Annotated in this window: 13 protein-coding genes; 3 read left to right on the forward strand and 10 right to left on the reverse strand. The window is 60.6% G+C overall.

The window, feature by feature from the left end; translation table 11 throughout:
• Positions 1–234 precede the first annotated feature (234 nt).
• The 5 genes from NKK51_RS19570 to NKK51_RS19590 form a co-directional block, all read right to left on the reverse strand.
• Positions 235–861: a CDGSH iron-sulfur domain-containing protein gene (locus NKK51_RS19570; RefSeq protein ID WP_352554310.1), complete on the reverse strand. Its 627-nt coding sequence runs from the start codon at positions 859–861 to the stop codon at positions 235–237.
• Positions 862–976: 115 nt separating this feature from the next.
• Positions 977–1,348, reverse strand: a complete 372-nt coding sequence (locus NKK51_RS19575; RefSeq protein WP_352554311.1) for an RES family NAD+ phosphorylase — start codon at positions 1,346–1,348, stop codon at positions 977–979.
• Between the two features lie 124 nt (positions 1,349–1,472).
• On the reverse strand, positions 1,473–1,829 hold the full coding sequence (locus NKK51_RS19580) for a hypothetical protein (RefSeq protein ID WP_127296991.1): 357 nt from the start codon (positions 1,827–1,829) through the stop codon (positions 1,473–1,475).
• A gap of 49 nt (positions 1,830–1,878) precedes the next feature.
• The gene (locus NKK51_RS19585; protein ID WP_352554312.1) at positions 1,879–3,366 is read right to left on the reverse strand and encodes a pyridoxal phosphate-dependent decarboxylase family protein; all 1,488 of its coding nucleotides are present in this window, start codon (positions 3,364–3,366) and stop codon (positions 1,879–1,881) included.
• Between the two features lie 12 nt (positions 3,367–3,378).
• Positions 3,379–4,467, reverse strand: coding sequence for a PLP-dependent cysteine synthase family protein (locus NKK51_RS19590; RefSeq protein WP_352554382.1), 1,089 nt, complete (start codon positions 4,465–4,467; stop codon positions 3,379–3,381).
• A gap of 254 nt (positions 4,468–4,721) precedes the next feature.
• On the opposite strand from NKK51_RS19590, the gene NKK51_RS19595 reads away from it, so the two are divergent.
• From NKK51_RS19595 to NKK51_RS19605, 3 genes are all read left to right on the forward strand, one after another.
• Entirely contained in the window at positions 4,722–6,707 is a 1,986-nt protein-coding gene (locus NKK51_RS19595; RefSeq protein ID WP_352554383.1) for a BTAD domain-containing putative transcriptional regulator, read from the forward strand.
• 132 nt (positions 6,708–6,839) lie between these two features.
• Positions 6,840–7,022: a hypothetical protein gene (locus NKK51_RS19600; RefSeq protein WP_013528612.1), complete on the forward strand. Its 183-nt coding sequence runs from the start codon at positions 6,840–6,842 to the stop codon at positions 7,020–7,022.
• A 79-nt stretch (positions 7,023–7,101) separates the two neighbouring features.
• Positions 7,102–7,476, forward strand: a complete 375-nt coding sequence (locus NKK51_RS19605; protein WP_031213913.1) for a YkvA family protein — start codon at positions 7,102–7,104, stop codon at positions 7,474–7,476.
• 84 nt (positions 7,477–7,560) lie between these two features.
• Here NKK51_RS19605 and NKK51_RS19610 read toward each other — a convergent pair whose 3' ends face one another.
• The 5 genes from NKK51_RS19610 to NKK51_RS19630 all read right to left on the reverse strand — a co-directional run bounded on the left by NKK51_RS19610 (position 7,561) and on the right by NKK51_RS19630 (position 16,321).
• Positions 7,561–7,866: a UBP-type zinc finger domain-containing protein gene (locus NKK51_RS19610; RefSeq protein WP_023814177.1), complete on the reverse strand. Its 306-nt coding sequence runs from the start codon at positions 7,864–7,866 to the stop codon at positions 7,561–7,563.
• Positions 7,859–9,550 carry an FAD-dependent oxidoreductase gene (locus NKK51_RS19615; RefSeq protein WP_023814176.1) on the reverse strand — a complete coding sequence of 564 codons (1,692 nt, stop codon included), beginning with the start codon at positions 9,548–9,550 and terminating at the stop codon, positions 7,859–7,861. The genes NKK51_RS19610 and NKK51_RS19615 overlap by 8 nt, the downstream gene beginning before the upstream one ends.
• A gap of 151 nt (positions 9,551–9,701) precedes the next feature.
• Positions 9,702–10,565, reverse strand: a complete 864-nt coding sequence (locus tag NKK51_RS19620; RefSeq protein WP_352554313.1) for a hypothetical protein — start codon at positions 10,563–10,565, stop codon at positions 9,702–9,704.
• An 83-nt stretch (positions 10,566–10,648) separates the two neighbouring features.
• Entirely contained in the window at positions 10,649–13,498 is a 2,850-nt protein-coding gene (locus tag NKK51_RS19625) for a hypothetical protein (protein WP_352554314.1), read from the reverse strand.
• Positions 13,499–13,975: 477 nt separating this feature from the next.
• Positions 13,976–16,321: a caspase family protein gene (locus tag NKK51_RS19630; protein WP_352554315.1), complete on the reverse strand. Its 2,346-nt coding sequence runs from the start codon at positions 16,319–16,321 to the stop codon at positions 13,976–13,978.
• Positions 16,322–16,438: the final 117 nt, after the last annotated feature.

Below are 16,438 nucleotides of genomic sequence, written 5' to 3' on the forward strand. Positions count from 1 at the left end.
TCCCAAATGGCATCGCGAACCTCCCGGCGCAAAGCACGCCAAACTGTTCGCGATGTCCTCGCACACCTGTTCGCGATGTCTCCGGTCCAAACAGGGGGGAGATTGGATGTCATCCCCGCTTTCGCCAATCTTCAATGCCGAAAAGGGCGCCGCCGGCGGAAACTGCCAATCTCCCCCCTTGCGGGGGAGATGTCCGGCAGGACAGAGGGGGTGCTGTCCCGCCGGCCAAAACAGCTACCCCACAAACCCGACCTTCTTGTGCGTGCCATCGCAGAACGGCTTGTTGGCGGAATGGCCGCAGCGGCAGAGGAAGGCGCGTTGTGTGCGGTCGACCGTGTGGCCGGTTCCGGTGACGATCTCGAGATTGCCCTCTAGCTTGAGCGGGCCGTTGGCGGTCGGCGTCACTCTCAGCGGGCCATTCCTCGCCTCCAGCGCCAGCGTGTCCTTCAGCGGCGGCTCGCCGGTGGCGGCAAAACCGGATTTGTTGTGGCTGCCGTCGCAGAACGGCTTGTTTTCCGAGGCGCCGCAGCGGCAGAGCGTGGCACGATAAGAAGTCTCGCCGTCGAGCACGATCTCGGCGTGTACCGCCAGCGGGCCGTTTTCGCGCAGCCGCACGGTGTTGACCACCGGCGGCTGCTCCTGCGGCCCGCCATCCTTCCTGATGTAGGTGATGGCGCCCGAGGGGCAGCTTTCGGCGATGGCAACGATCTTCTCGACGCTGGCCGCCTCGGGATGGATCCATTGGCCCGGCGCGTTGGGCACGAAGACGTGCGGATCGCCGAGCACGCAGTTGCGCGAATGGATGCAGCGCTTGCCGGAAAACCCGACGTCGATCTTGTCGCTTTCGACCATGCCGGCCATAGCTGAGCTCCTTTTGCCTGAAGCGCGTCGCGTCTGAACAGGTCGAGGCGTCGCGCGCTGGGTATTTGCACAGGCTATGGCTTCCGGTCCGAAGACCGTCAAGCTGGCAAACCGGTCAGGGGACCAGTTCGATCTCTTCGGTCTCGCCGCCGTTGCAGGTGTAGCAGCAATCCTCGCATTTTTCCGTATTGCCTGGACCGACGCCCCAATAGGTGCCCTCGTCGCCATCGACCCAGGCGCCGTAGCAGATCGATTCGCCCGCGTTGCAGGATATCGGCAGCTGCTTGGTCTCGCCGTCGTCGAGGACATAGTCCTTGTCCTCGCCCGGCCAGACATAGTCGCGATCCTGGCTGTAGAGCTCGACGCGCATGGCATTGGGATGGCTGTTCTTGATGGCGAAGGTGACATCGTCGGCATGCGCCGCCGACGCAACCAGCATGACGAAGGACAGCGCGGCCAGCATGCGGCGCGCATAGGCATGAAACATGATAACCCCCGAATAAGCGGCCCACCCGGCCGCGGGGCGACCATTGCATGCAGCGCTGAATCGCGGAAGTGGACCGGACGGGCCGATCCCCGACTTAATTTGGGTCCAACGAAACTTCCGCGCTCTACGGCACCAGATCGATCGTCTCGGTCGAGTGTTCCACGCAGATGAAGCAGCAAGTGTCGCAGGGCTGGTCATTGTCCGGCCCGACGCCGGCCGAGAGGCTGTCATTGCCGTCAACCCAGGCGCCATAGCAGATATGTTCGCCCTGATTGCAGGACAGCGGCACGGATTTCTGCGACTCGGGTTCGATCAGGAACACCTTGTCGTTGCCCGGCCAGACCGTCTCACGGTCGCGGCTGAACAGCTCGACCGCGACAGATTCCTTGCGCAGGTTCTTGACGAAAAAGGCCATGTCGGCGGCCTGCGCCGGGGCGGTGAAGACCAGCGCTGCCAGTGCAACCATACGAAACAGCGTCACGGCCTGGATCTCCCGAATCATCGCGGCAGAATCGCATGCCTGCCCGTAACTAGGAAGGCGCGGAACCCTGCGTTGCGATGTCATGCCCCAGCCGCACCGTTTCATGCACCAGAAGGTCGAGATCCTCGCGCCGTGTGCGATGGTTGGTGATCGCCACGCGCAACCAGTGCTCGCCATGCACCGTGGTGTCCGAAAGGGCCGCAATGCCCTGTTCCTGCAGCCGCAGCATGATCTCCGTGTTGAGCGCCTTCAGAGCCTCGCCTGTCAGACCGGGCTGATAGCGGAAGCAGACGATGTTGACGGTCGGCGATGCCGCCAGCTGCAACCGCGGCGCGGCCTCGATCAAGCCGGCAAGATAAACGGCCTGGGCAATGTTCTGGTCGATCAGGCGGCCGAATTTTTCGACGCCATGCTGCTTCAGCGCCATCCACACCTTCAGCGCGCGAAAACCGCGCGACGTCTGCAGGCCGTAGTCGTGCAACCATTCGCCGGAAGCGAGGCCGCGCGGCGTCGATTCCAGATATTCCGGCGTCACAGCGAAGGCCCCGCGATGCGCGGCGGCATCCCTGACCAGGGCGCAGCCGACTTCGAACGGCGCGTGCAGCCATTTGTGGGGATCGAGCGCGACCGAATCCGCCCGTTCGATGCCGGCGACGCGATGGGCATTTTCAGGCGCAATCGCGATCAGCGCGCCGATGCAGCCGTCGACATGGAACCAGAGGTCTTCCTCATGTGCCAGCTTCGCAAGCGCCTGCAAATCGTCGATCGCCCCGGTGTTGACCGTGCCGGCCGTACCGATGACGCAGGCCGGCTTGAACCCTGCGGCGCGGTCCTCGGTGATCGCCGCACGCAAGGCATTGATATCGATGCGCAGCCCGGCATCGGTCGGGATGCGGCGCAGTGCCCGGTTGCCGAGGCCGAGTGCCTCCATCGCCTTGCGGTGGCACGAGTGGATCTGCTCCGAGCCGTAGAAGCGCAGCGGCTTTTCGATGGCGGCGACACCGTGCTCGCGCACGTCGATGCCGGCCTTGACGTTGCGCGCCACGGTCAGCCCTATGATGTTGGCCATCGAGCCGCCGCTGACCAGCGTGCCGCCGGCAGAAGCTGGAAAGCCCAGCATCTCCTTGCACCAGTTCACCACCTGGCTGTCCATCAGCCCGGCGGCGTGGTTGCCGCCGCCGAGGTTCGAGCCCTGGATAGCCGCCAGGAAATCGCCGAGCGCGCCGGTGAAGTTGCTCGACCCCATATACCAGGACCAGAAGCGCGGATGGATATTGCCCATCGGATAGGACATCACCGTGCGGGACACCTCGGCATAGACAGCATCCAGCGGCGCCGGGGAGCGCGGCAGCGGCGCCGAGAAGGCCTTTCTCACATCGGCCGGCATCTCCCGCCAGACCGGGCGGTCGCGCACATCGCGGAGATAATCGACCGCATCGTCGATGACCCGGTGCGACAGGGCCTGCACATCGGCCCAGTCCAGGGGATCGAGCGTTTCCTCGGCCACCAGGCCGGGGTTTTCTTGCATGGCGTCCATGACGGATCTCCGTCAAGCCGCGGGAAACTGACAGCCGGGCGTCGAGCGCGACAGGGCAGTCTCGTCGGCATCCATCTCGGCCTCGATGCCGTCGAACAGCGGTGTCGACATGTAGCGCTCGCCGGTGTCGGGCAGCATGCACAGGATCACCGCGCCGGCCGGCGCCTTCTCCGCGACCTGCCGCGCCACGGCGAAGGTGGCGCCGCCGGAAATGCCGGTGAAGATGCCCTCTTTCCGCGCCAATTCTCTGGCCCATTTGATGCCCTCGGGCCCGGCGATCGGCATCACCTCGTCATAGAGGCTGGTGTCGATCGCCTCCTGCAGCACGTTGGGGATGAAATCCGGCGTCCAGCCCTGGATCGGGTGCGGCTCGAAGGCTGGATGGCTGGCGGCCGGGGCACCATCGGTGCCGCGCTGCTGCACCTTGCCGCTGCCGATGAGCTGCGCGTTGGCCGGCTCGGAGAGCACGATGCGGGTTTCCGGACGCTCGCGGCGCAGCACGCGCGCCACGCCGACCACCGTGCCGCCGGTGCCATAGCCGGTGACGAAGCAATCGAGCCGCGAGCCGGCGAAATCATTGACGATCTCGCGCGCCGTCGTTGCCTCGTGGATGGCGGCGTTGGCCGCTGTTTCAAACTGGCGGGCAAGGAACCAGCCATTGGCCTCGGCCAGTTCCACCGCCTTCTTGTACATGCCGAAACCTTTTTCGGCGCGCGGCGTCAGCACCACCTTGGCGCCCAGCATGCGCATCAGCTTGCGGCGCTCGACCGAAAAACTGTCGGCCATGGTGACGACCAGCGGATAGTCCTTTTGCGCGCAGACCATGGCGAGGCCGATGCCGGTGTTGCCGCTGGTCGCCTCGACCACCGTCTGGCCCGGCTTCAGCGCACCGCTGCGCTCGCCCTCCTCGATGATGTTGAGCGCCAGCCGGTCCTTCACCGAGGCGCCGGGATTGAAATACTCGGCTTTGACGTAGATCGTCGCGTGGGACGGTCCGAGATTGTTGATGCGAACCACCGGCGTGTCGCCGACGGTGTCGAGAATGCTGTCGAACAGGCGGCCGCGCCCGGCCGTGGTTCTGATCTTCTGCTGCTGCAACATCTTGGTCTCCCTGATTGTCATCGTGTTTTGTCTTCACGGGCCGGTTACAAGCCAGCGGGTTGGGCGGCGAGGTTTGGTGACCTTGCCGCGCTAGGACTGACATGCCGCACAGCGGCAATGGCTGTATCGGGCGCTGAAATCCGCTGCCGGATGCGCCGTGTCGTGTTTGGTGATACAGGAGAGGCCGACAGGCCAGCGTGGGAGCAGGCGTGGAAACGCACGTGGAATCCAACCGATCGAGGCTGGACGTCGAGATGCCGGTCCTTTCCGTGCGCCTGCTCGGGCCGCTGATGATCTCCCACGACGGCGCTCCGGTTACCCTGCCTGCGTCACGCAAGCTGCGCGCGCTGCTCGCCTATCTGGCGCTGGCGCCGCATCCGGTCGGCCGCAGTCGCCTGTGCGAGTTGTTGTGGGATGTGCCGAACGACCCAAGGGGCGAACTGCGCTGGTGCCTGAGCAAGCTGCGGAGCGCGCTCAACGCGCTGGGCCGACACCGGGTCGCGACACAGGGCGACACGGTCGCACTCGATCTGAGCGATTGCCCGGTCGATGCGCTGGAGGTGAGCCAGGCCGCCACGCAAGGGCTCGGCACCCTTGATGTCGAGCGCTTGCGGGCGCTGGCCAGACTATTTGCCGGCGATTTCCTCGACGGGCTGGAGCTCGAGCGCAGCCCGCATTTCAACAGCTGGCTGACCGCGCAGCGCCGCCGCTTCCACTCGTGCCACGTCGCCGTGCTGGAGCAACTCGTCGGCAGCCTGGCGGCAGACAGCGACGAGGCGATCGCCCATCTCGACACATGGGTGGAACTGGCGCCGTTCGACCGGCGTGCACATGCGGCACTGTTGTCAGGTCTGACCGGACGCGGCGAGATCGGCGCGGCTGAAGAGCATCTGGCGGCGGCAGAACAGTTGTTCAAATCGGAAGAACTGGATTTCGCACCGCTTCGCGCGGCCTGGCGGGCGATCCGTGACCGACAGTCGGGCATCTCGCTTCGGACGGCCTGCCTGTCCACACTATCGCCATTGGTGGCCACGCCGACCGCACCCGGCCCGGTCGAGCCCAGCCATGCTTCGCTGGCGGTGATGCCGTTTGTCGAGGAGGTCGGCGGCGCACGCGGCGGATTGGCCGACGGTTTCACCCACGACATCATCACCCGCCTGGCCAAGCTCAGGGACTTCTTCGTCATCGCGCGCGGATCGGTGTTTGCGCTGGCAGAGCAGAACATCGCGCCCGAGGATGCCGGCCGCCGGCTGAATGTCGACTATGTCGCCACCGGCACCGTGCGCAGCCCGTCCGGCCGCCTCATCGTCAGCGTCGAACTGATCGAGGTGCGCAGCGCCAGGATCGTCTGGGCCGAGACCTTCGAGCGCAGGCCCGATGACATCTTTTCCGTGCTCGACGACATCGGCAACAGCATCGTCTCCTCGATCTCGGCCGAGATCGAAACAGTCGAGCGCAACCGCGCCATGCTGAAGGCGCCCAGCTCGCTCAACGCCTGGGAGGCCTACCATCGCGGACTCTGGCACATGTACCGCTTCACCCAGGCCGAAAACGAGCAGGCGCGGCATTTCTTTGCCCAGGCCTTGCAGCTCGACCCGACCTTTGCCCGCGCCTATGCCGGCCTGTCCTTCACCCACTGGCAGAACGCCTTCCAGCGCTGGGGCGACCGCGACCGCGAAAGCGCGCTGGCCTTCGAGAGCGCCGGACACAGCCTGCTGGTCGACGACCACAATCCGGCCGCGCATTGGGCAATGGGCCGGGCGCTGTGGCTGCGCGGCGAGCAGGACGGTTCGCTACTCGAACTGGAACGGGCTGTCGATCTCAGCCCCAACTTCGCGCTCGGCCACTACGCGCTGTCCTTCGTGCATTCGCAGTCGGGCGACCCGCGAGCGGCGATAGGCTCTTCCGATCATTCGCGCCATCTCAGCCCGTTCGACCCGCTGCTGTTCGGCATGCTGGGCGCACGCGCCATGGCGCATGTCCGGCTCGGCCAGTTCGAGGAAGCGGCCGAATGGGCGCTGAAGGCGGCGGCGCGGCCCAACGCCCACGCCATCATACTGGCGATCGCCGCACACTGCCTAGCGTTGGCCGGACGGCTCGACGAGGCGCGCGGCTTCGCCGCCGCCATTCGCAAGACAAGGCCGGACTATTGCGCCGACGATTTCATCGGCACCTTCCGCTTCGAGCCGGACGCCGTGACGCTGTTCCGGCAGGGCGCCAGGCTTATCGGGCTGAACTGAAGCCTGGCATGGCATCGCCATCTCTGGGATCGCCTGGGAATTTCGCCTCAATTCCGTCGGGTTAACGAAGTCGGAAGGAGTTGTTTAACCGTTCGCGGCTATGTCACCGCGTGGGGGACCGACAAAGTGAGTATGATGAGCAACAGCCCCGACAAGCGCAATGAATGGCGCGCCATCTTTTACGTGCAAGCTCGCGTCGCCATCCTATTTGTCCCGGTGGTTGCCAGCCTGCTGATCATAGCGGCGCTTGCCGGAAACGAACGCAAGTCCGTTCCCAGCATGATCGACCCGACCGTCACCGGCTCCGTGCGGTAAACCAGCGGTCATCGGTTCTTCGAGACACTCTCGGAGGCGTGCGCTATCGGCGGTTTTCATTTGGCGCTAAAATCATCCGATGGCACTGAATGAGTGGGCCCGAACGATCAAGCGGGATGTGCATGCGCTCTACCTCGCCGCTCGCGATCCCCGAACGCCCTGGTACGCCAAGGCGCTTGCCGTGTGTGTTGCAAGCTATGCCTTGTCGCCAATCGACCTGATTCCCGATTTCATTCCGGTGATCGGCTATCTCGACGACGTGATCCTTGTCCCTTTGGGCGTCCTTGCCGTGGTCAGGATGATACCGCCCGAGGTGATGGCGGAACACAGGGAGGCCGCTGCCCTTGCCGCTGACAGGCCCGTGAGCCGTAGCGCGGCGGTGATCATTGTTTGTATCTGGGCGGCCTCGATCGTGCTGGCCGGCTGGCTGGAATATCTATATTTCGCCGACTGACTGCCAAGCCGTTCAGCAGGGAGGCTGCCGCCAAGAAAGCCCGGATGGATCGCGCCTCGGGATTCCTTCGCCATCTGGCGTCGCTCAAACAAAGCGCGGGATCGGACCGTTCTGCGGGGTCACATCGTCGCCAAGCTCGATAAAAACCTCGTCGACATAGCACCATGCCCAGCCTTCGGGCGGATCGTAGCCCTCGATGATCGGATGCTTGGTGGCGTGGAAATGCTTGGTGGCGTGGCGGTTGGGCGAGTCGTCGCAGCAGCCGACATGGCCGCAGGTGCGGCAGAGCCGCAGATGCACCCATTGCGACCCACTCTGCAGGCATTCCTCGCAGCCGAGGGCGCTCGGCGTCACCTTCCTGATGTCGCGCGTATGTCTGCATTCATCCATGATGCTCTCCTGCCATTCGAGGTGTATCGGCGTTGCCGCGCGCGAGATATGCATGCAATGCCGCGACCACCTGGGCGCCCTCGCCGACAGCCGCCGCGACACGTTTGACCGAGCCGGCGCGGACGTCGCCTATGGCGAACACGCCGCTGCGGCTGGTCTCCATCTGCGCCGATCCTATGTCCGAGCCGGTGCGCACGAAACCTCTGGCGTCCAGCGCCACATCGCAGTTCGCCAGCCAATCGGTATTCGGATCGGCGCCGATAAAGAGGAAGAGATGGCGGATCGAGCGCGTGGTTTCCGCGCCGCTGGCGCGGTTGCGCCAGCGCACTGTTGCAAGATTGCCCTCTTCGCCCTCCAGAGCCTCGATTTCGGTCCCGGTCAGCACCTCGATGTTCGGCTGCGCCCGGATGCGCTCGACCAGATAGCGCGACATGCTGGCATCGAGGCTGCCGCCGCGCGCCAGCAGCGCCACTTTCCGCGCATGACTGGCCAGATAGACGGCCGCCTGTCCGGCCGAATTGCCGGCGCCGACCAGCGCCACTTCCTGGCCCGCGCAAAGCCGGCCTTCGATGGGCGACGCCCAATAATGCACGGACGTTCCCTCGAACCGCGCCAGATTGGCGATGTCGATGCGGCGATAGCGCGCGCCGCTGGCGATCACCACGCTGCGCGCGCGCACGGTCTCGCCGTCGCCGACATCGAGCAGATAGCGGGCGCCTGACGCGTCGGCGGCAGCGCTCAAAAGCTTCGCCTCGTCCGGGATCACCATTTCGACGCCGAATTTCTGCGCCTGGTTGTAGGCGCGCGCCATCAGCGCCATGCCCGAAATGCCCGTGGGGAAACCGAGATAATTCTCGATGCGCGAGGAGGCGCCGGCCTGTCCGCCGAAGGCACGGCAATCGAGCACGATCGTCGACAGGCCTTCGGATGCCGCATAGACCGCCGCCGCCAGCCCTGCCGGGCCGGCGCCGACGATGGCCACGTCATACACCGTATCGGCATCGATCGGCCGCAGCAGGCCGATGCAGCGGGCGAGGTCCTTTTCACCCGGGTTCATCAGCAGCCTGCCGTTTGGACAGAGCACGATCGGCAGGTGGTGCGGATCGACCTCGAAGCGTTCTACCAGGGTTTTGGCGCAGGGATCGCTGTCTGAATCGAGCACGCGGTGCGGTTGGCCGCTGCGGGCGAGGAAACCCTGCAGCCGCAACACGTCGGCATTGTCCTGGGGTCCGATGATGATCGGCCCGCTGGTGGCGCTCTCCAAAAGCCCGACGCGGCGCAGGATCAGCGCCCGCATGATACGCTCGCCGAGATTGGCCTCCTGCACCATGAGGTCGCGCAGCCGCTGCGAGGCGATGACGAATGCCTCCACCGGTTCGGCGGCCTGCGCATTGACCAGCGAAGGACGGGCCGAAAGCTGCGCCAGCTCGCCGACAAAACTGCCTGGGCCATGCGTGACGATCGTCTCGTGCCGGCCGAGCCCCCCGTCCTGGGTGATATCCACGCTGCCCGACAGCACGACGATCAGACCGGGCGCCACATCGCCTGCCGTGACGATGTTCTCGCCGGCCGCATAGGCGCTGGCCTCGCCGAACCGGCGCATGCGGTCGATGTCCACCTCGGCCAGCGTGGGGAACGCCTGGTCGCGGCGGGCACCGAAGATCTGGGTGGTGGATTGAGCCATGATTGAGCGTAGCGAAGCGGGCGCGGAGTTTGAAGCGGTTTGTGAGGGGACTGGCCGGGAGGGGAGGTTCTCTTTGGATCTGTAAATCAGATCGAGCGGCTTTCTAAGGGAATTTGAAATTCTGATCGCAATTCCGTGTTTTCGTGTGCGGCTACTCGAAACGCTCGTCCCAATCGCGATACTGTTGCCGTTCATGTCTCTGATATTCGGCGGCCTGTTCCTCCAGGCGGGCTTTTGTTTCGCTGATTTCTTTAAGAGGAATGTCTCTATGCCTCCCTTGAAGTTGATCGAGCAGGGCGGCGCGAGACCTGACAAGCACAGCGCGTGACCCCGACCAACTCGTTGGCTCTATTCGATCTACAAAAATACGAAATATTCCTAACCGATCTTCTGCACAATCGATCAATGACAAAGCCAGTGGACTCCAACCCTTTGTGCTTTCATCCCGATCTTGATCAAAAATGGTGCAATGCTGGGCAATAAAAGGAACGCGGGTAGCGAAATCCGCTGAGCACCAAAGAACCACGACTTCTGGTGGCGCAGAATTTATCGGCCGCTGATGATAATCCCAAGCAGTCGCGCTGATAATGGCGCCGGCGGTTCGATATCCACCATCGCTGTCTGGTTCAAATATCTCGTCTAGTAGCGCGTACGCATGATGTTCAAACATCGGATTTAGGAGACCGGGTAGACGATAATATTCATATCGGCTGAACTTGCTTCGAAGTTTACGCACTATCTCCAAGGCATCTGATTCAGCGTCAATCCCCTTGAAGGCAAAGCTGCAAACTGTTTCGAAATGATGGTCGTCTCGTATGTCTTGGTCCCAATCGAGGCTGCAAAGGAATCGCCTGCAAGTGTTGCGAAGCTCCCGCCTGTAGTCCTCAGATTTGTCGTCGGCGAGATGAATGACCATTGCTAGAATATGAGCTGCATGCTTTTGACCGTCGTTGGCTGCAGAAATCGCATGAATTAGGCGACGAATCTGCTCCGCGGATAGTGACTCTGTGACCATCCCTCCTCCCAAACTGTCGAAGCGAAAGGTAGGGGTTAGTCCTAAATCGGCGGACAAGATCAGCCTTTTGACGGCGTCTTCATTCAGCTCGACACTCGTCGTAGTGCTGGAAAATATGGACCCCATAGTACGTCACTCACGGCCATATCCATAAATCTGGAAATTGCGGAGGAGTGCATTTTTCCGGCGCCATGTAAAAAGGCGCGTATGAATCCAAAACTCAGATCACTACCCGAGCGGCAAATCGCTTGTTTGACTTCCTCCAAGTAGGAAATGGGGTCATCAATTGTCTCTCCCGCACCGACACCAAAGCTCCAACCTTCCCCTCGGAAATTGATAGTCAGGTCTGAGACTAGTTGTGAAATTGCGTCTCGGTCTGTCCCTGCCCGTCGTCCGAGCTGGCGCATGGTTTCCGACCAAAGCCGATGACGCCCTGAGGGGGTCAAGTCACTACCCAGCACTAGATCGTCCGCCGGAAACTGGCCCCGCGTCAGTACTTTCGCTCGTATTTCCGTCACAAGGTCGATTGGTGCTAACGCAGCTTCAAGGGCAAGCAAGCGTTCAGACGCCTTTCCACCCGCCTCCCTACGAATGGTCGCTTTCACGGCACGCCAGCCCTCAGGCCAACCGTCAATCGAAAAGAAACCATTGGCCGCGACTTCAAGCTTTTCTAACATTCCGGTGCGCGACCAAAGCCCCGGAAATTTGTCGGCGAATATCGATCTTACCCTTGCACCAACACTGGTCCTCGCAGTTCCAAATTCCGTAGCTATCTCAATAAAACACGAGAACCACTTTTGTACGTCATCCTGAGTTCTTGGATGCCAGCCGTAGCTCCTAGAGCGAGCGCCGAAATCGAAGGTTTGCGAGGGCATGAAGTTTGAGGTCTTGAGGGCTGCGCCGAGAAACGTCAGCCCAAATTCACACTGACTGGCCTCTTCTGACGAGAGGCAGCGCCGAACTAACGCTGCCCGCGCCGGATGAGGAGTTTCCGTTCCTGAAAACTGAACGAAAAACAGCGATTTAACCGCTTCATTGGCGGAGTTCTGATTGTAGCCAGCCCCTTCCGCCTTCGCGAAAAGCATCAGTGTAGTAACACATTTTCCGAAGAGATCGGGGTCGTAGGCGGCCGACTTCAGTACTCGAACAAATTTTGAGCGAACGCCATTTCTAGTTGAAAGAAAATCTGGATTTCCTGTAGATCGCGCAATTGCGGCTACTGCTGCGCTCGGATCGACAGCAGCTATGTTGCCGAACATATCTTGGCCCAACTCGTTCAGTGTGTCAGGCTTTCCAAGCAAGCCATCGGGACCTAACCACTCGGACGCTATCGTTCTTGCGACCTTTTCGTCGTGCAGATATCCCAGTCTCCTAGAGAAGGATCGGGCTATTCTTTTGCTCGTCTCATCGACAAAAGTTCTTTGGAGCGTTTGAATGGGGAAGTTCTGAAATGCCCTTTGCGCGAGGCGATTGGCAATCGCATGCGGAAGCACGGCCCGCCAGCGGCTTCGCTGCTGAACTAACCCGCGCCTTTTCAGTTCCTCAACATGAGCATAGAGCCGGTTGAAGGACATTCCAGCGAGGGCTGCCAGCATAGGTAATTCCGCATCGTCTCCCCCGTCCAGTTCGCCTTCAAACGAATAGAGCATCGAGCAGACCTCTGCGGCCCTTAGCAATTCATTGTCTTCGGCCTTCGCTTGTTGGAAAAGGCGGATAAAAAGTTGCTCGTCTTCAAGCTTCGACAGTTGACCGCCGACGGACGACGTTTCAGCGAGAGCGAAGGCGACACGAACATTCCCCCCTGAGAAGTCCGAGAGCGTTTCAATGTCTTGGCGTGTCAGGCTCGGATACCTATCGCTGACAAGCCGCCTTATCAACTCATCAGAGCACGGCTCTAGCCGATAGGAACTCGTGCCCTCGGGGATATGTTCTCGAATGTCGTATTCAACGGTTAAGAGCGAGAGCTTGCTGTTTGGCTGCTGTACCTTCTCGGTAAGGCGTTGATGAAGATCGAAGCCGCAATTGTCGACTACTAGCAGGCCACGGTCCTCTCTGGCCTGCAGCGCTTCGACTAGGTGTATTGGGGCAGGGTGCGGATCGTCGGAAAGATCCGTATACAGGACCTCGTTGCGGTTGAGGGGCGGGCTTGACGTAGTCAGTCGCTCGTCGAAAAGAGCTTGCACAAGGCGGGTCTTGCCTACACCGGATAATCCGGTGATACGAACTGAAGCCCTCTCCTTGTCGAGGTCGCGCCGAATGCGATCGATTGCTGCGGCAACCGTGATACCATCGCTTGCATCCGGTCCGAGCACCTTGGCTTTTTCATCGAGTACATACGTTGCGTTCACATCGGTTTCACGGTGAGCCCAAGCGCTAAAGGATTGCCATCCCTGCGCGCTGCGCCCGCTGAGTTCACGCACCCACGCAACAAGTGAAGGGTATTTTTCAATCCATGTGGCGATTCGTCTGCGGTCATAAAACTCGACTGTCACTTTGCCCGCCAATCCAGCTTCCGACAGGCATTTATTCATGGCCACCAATCTGCGCTTGTGTGCGCTATCCGCGACTGACGATTTAGAGGAAACTATTACGTAGGCCCCTTTGCTTACTGCGAGTTCCGAAATACATGGCCGAATTGCCCCCTTTGGCATCATTTCCTTAACGATATCCGCACTCGCGAAATTATCAGCCTTAACCTGAAAACCTGTCTGAGATGCGGGTATGTTCCCGGAGATTTTCTCTAGGGCTCCGAGTGCAACGCGTACGTCGATGCCACCGTCTTCAGCACGCTGGTCGCCGCCCCATGTTACAGCATTGGTTGAAAATCCCGCTGACCTCACGTCCGCCTGTGCAAGGCGAGCAATGAGCTCTCGAAGGTCGGAGTCTGAAAGGTTTTGGACATCATCTGCGCTTACGTTGAGGTAGCTGCTCATGCGTGCACTTTACTGACAAAAGCCAGCACAACATACCCGTGTAATAGATATTGGCTCATACGTGGGTGGTGGACAACCAGTCGGCGCGCCGAAGCGCCAGACGAAAAAAGCCCGGGCGAACCGGGCTTTTCTCTAAGTTTCTGAACCGTCGAATGGTTCGAAACGGGAATTTGGTGCCCAGAAGAGGACTCGCCACAATAAGGCAAATCCTGCTCTATCTATTTGAATACGCTTGATAAAGATCACCAGCTATTGACTCTAAGTAGCACATAATCTGCTACAGTCAAGGACGGCAAATGCCGGCTGGCAGGCAATGACTGAAAAGCTCTCGGCAGGCTCTCTTTGAGCGCTGTGCCCTCGCCGAGTGGTATACTAATTGAACAGCTGCAATAAAGGTCCGCCCCCTCGCGCAGAATTCCGGGCCGGGGGCGGTAAGCGTCGCCGTTTGGGACTACGGCTTGATCGAACGGCATGGCATCACCCACCTCGCGCCTTTTTGACTTCAGCAATCTTGTCTTGCAGGGCCGAAAGCTCGCGGCGCCAATCGGGATTGTCGGCATTATTCTCCAAAAATCGGGTTAAGTTTGCAGCACTCGCTTGGTATGAAGCCAGCGCCCCGTCAAGATCACCCTGCGCCAGCCTTAGGTCGCCGATTTTCGTTTGAGTGAAAGACAGAGCGCTCTTCCAACCTGGATCAGAATTGTTAGCCGCGAGTTGACGGCGTATGGCAAGACTAGCCTCATAGGATATCAGCGCGCCCACAAGATCGCCCTGCGCTTCCTTCAGGTTTGCGATCTTCTCATGGCTATAGCCTACATCGTTTTGCTGGCCTGGATTGTTCGGATACCGTTCCGCCAAAGCAGTTCTGACGGCGAGGCTCGCTTGGTACCAGGTCAGTGCTCCGGCAAAGTCGCCCTGGGCCATTCTTACATCGCCAACCCTATCTTGGCCGGCAGAAAGATCACCTAGCAGATTGGGATTCTTCGCATCATCTGCGGCCAGCCGAGTTGCGATCCTCACGGATGCCTGAAAGGCTGCGAGCGCCTCTGAAAGATTGCTCTGCGCTAGCAACACGTCGCCCATTCTTTCCTGAGCAATCGACAAATCCCGCTGCAGCCCGGCGTTGCCCAAATCCTGATCGGCCAGTCGATTGGCGATTTCCAAGCTGCCCCGATAAGCTGTAAGTGCTCCGGCAAGGTCGCCTTGCGCCAAATTCAGGTTGCCGAGCCTTTCTTTGCTGATCGACAGATCACGCTGCCGCTCTGCACTACCCGGAGTGAGCGCTGCAAGTTGAGCTGAGGTAGCGGCATTCGCCTGATAAGACGCAGCCGCCCCGGCAAGATCGCCCTGCAGCATCTTAGCATCGCCAATTTTCTGCTGGCTAGTCGAGACATCCCGCTGGGCATCGGGGAGGTTTGGCGACGCCACTAGGCGCAACATGGCAGCGTGCTGCATGCGTTGGTAAGCGCTGAGTGCCGCTTCTGGATGCCCCGTTGCTCTGTTTAGGTCACCAAGGTCAGCTAGGATCCAGGTGCGATCGCTCTGAGCCGAATCAGGGACATCTTCTGCCTCGATCTGCTTGTGCAGTGCTTCTGCTGACTCAAGCGATGCGATAGCGGCAGGATAGTCCAACTGCGACCTTGCTATGCCGGCGTCGCTTACATAGGAAGCGGCTTCGGACAGGCGCCGCGCTACGAGATTGCCGGCCAATGCATCACCAGCCGCTCGATCCACCGCGATGGCTTCTGCCAATGACTGCCTGGCTTCCGTGAATGCACCTAGGGAGAGGCTCTTCTCAGCGTTCTCCCGAAGTTTCGTCACCTCTGGGTCGAAGGATGAAAGGCGCTTCAATTGGTCACGTGTTGTGACAAATGAGCGGGCCACCTCAACTAATGACCCCGTCCTATGCTTTGACTCAAGGCCGGCTAAATTAGCCGAGATTAATGCACCGTACAGCGGTGCCAATGGCATTTTATTTGCAGCGGCTATTTTCTCTATCTCGTCACGGATGTTCGGCGTGACGTTAGCCATGGCCAGCAGCAGTCGTTCCCGCTCCGGAAGTTTTTCGTTTGAGCTCGATGCGAAGAACACTCGAGGAAGGCCACTCTCGACATAAGGCAGTTGGATTCCGTCGGAATCATCATAGACATCCTGCTGCACCAGCGTCAGAACTGAACGAATCTCTAGTCCCTCGGTCGGCAGATACTTCGCTAGAGATACAGCGAAGCGGGATTGCCCCTCGTCACCGCCGTCGGATGCGGTTTCGCCCGGCGCGGCCGAGAAGGCAAAAAGGATGTTGTCTGACCGCCCCACCCTGCCAAATCCCGGCTTGGCCATCGCCCCCACGCTTGAATCTAAAACCTCCGTGCCGAACGGATCGCCACGACAGGCGTCGAGCAGGATCAGGCCAATTTTGCCAACCGTCGCTACAGTCCCGCGGACCTCTTCCAAGGGCAGGCTCGACGCCTTCAGTGCGTCGAGGCTGGAATCATCGGCATCCACCGGTAGCAACCAGTTCTCGCCGGCGATTTCGACACCATGTCCAGTAAAAAACACGACTGCCACGTCGGCCCCAGCGGCGTCTGTGCGAAAATCTTCGAGGGCGCGCCGCATGCGGCGGAGATCGCGGTCTGGCTCAAGGGACACATCGAACTCCAGTTTCCGCAATACCGCACCGATACGATAAGCATCGTTCACAGGACTCTTCAAAGTTACTAGATTTTTATAGTGGCCTTCGCCAAAGACCAGTGCAACACGTCGCTCCGCCTGCGCAGCCATCGTGAGTCCGATAACCGTAATGGCAGCCATGATTAGGCTTTTCATGACACTTCTGCTGACACATTTTTCCATAGCTCCATCCCCCGTTTTGTTCACCAGAACGCTATACCTAATCACTGAGGCATTATCCGCAGCTGATCTCGATAGAGAAACTGGTTGACT

The organism is Mesorhizobium sp. M0011 (assembly GCF_040324155.1).
Classification (GTDB): Bacteria; Pseudomonadota; Alphaproteobacteria; order Rhizobiales; family Rhizobiaceae; genus Mesorhizobium.

Excerpts from the sequence above, each read along its gene's own strand:
- NKK51_RS19595 (WP_352554383.1), top strand. The coding sequence starts at position 4,722 with ATGCCGGTCCTTTCCGTGCGCCTGCTCGGGCCGCTGATGATCTCCCAC.
- NKK51_RS19590 (WP_352554382.1), bottom strand. The coding sequence starts at position 4,467 with ATGTTGCAGCAGCAGAAGATCAGAACCACGGCCGGGCGCGGCCGCCTG.
- NKK51_RS19585 (WP_352554312.1), bottom strand. The coding sequence starts at position 3,366 with ATGGACGCCATGCAAGAAAACCCCGGCCTGGTGGCCGAGGAAACGCTC.
- NKK51_RS19570 (WP_352554310.1), bottom strand. The coding sequence starts at position 861 with ATGGCCGGCATGGTCGAAAGCGACAAGATCGACGTCGGGTTTTCCGGC.
- NKK51_RS19610 (WP_023814177.1), bottom strand. The coding sequence starts at position 7,866 with ATGGATGAATGCAGACATACGCGCGACATCAGGAAGGTGACGCCGAGC.
- NKK51_RS19575 (WP_352554311.1), bottom strand. The coding sequence starts at position 1,348 with ATGTTTCATGCCTATGCGCGCCGCATGCTGGCCGCGCTGTCCTTCGTC.
- NKK51_RS19620 (WP_352554313.1), bottom strand. The coding sequence starts at position 10,565 with ATGGTCACAGAGTCACTATCCGCGGAGCAGATTCGTCGCCTAATTCAT.
- NKK51_RS19605 (WP_031213913.1), top strand. The coding sequence starts at position 7,102 with ATGGCACTGAATGAGTGGGCCCGAACGATCAAGCGGGATGTGCATGCG.
- NKK51_RS19625 (WP_352554314.1), bottom strand. The coding sequence starts at position 13,498 with ATGAGCAGCTACCTCAACGTAAGCGCAGATGATGTCCAAAACCTTTCA.
- NKK51_RS19600 (WP_013528612.1), top strand. The coding sequence starts at position 6,840 with ATGATGAGCAACAGCCCCGACAAGCGCAATGAATGGCGCGCCATCTTT.
- NKK51_RS19615 (WP_023814176.1), bottom strand. The coding sequence starts at position 9,550 with ATGGCTCAATCCACCACCCAGATCTTCGGTGCCCGCCGCGACCAGGCG.
- NKK51_RS19630 (WP_352554315.1), bottom strand. The coding sequence starts at position 16,321 with ATGAAAAGCCTAATCATGGCTGCCATTACGGTTATCGGACTCACGATG.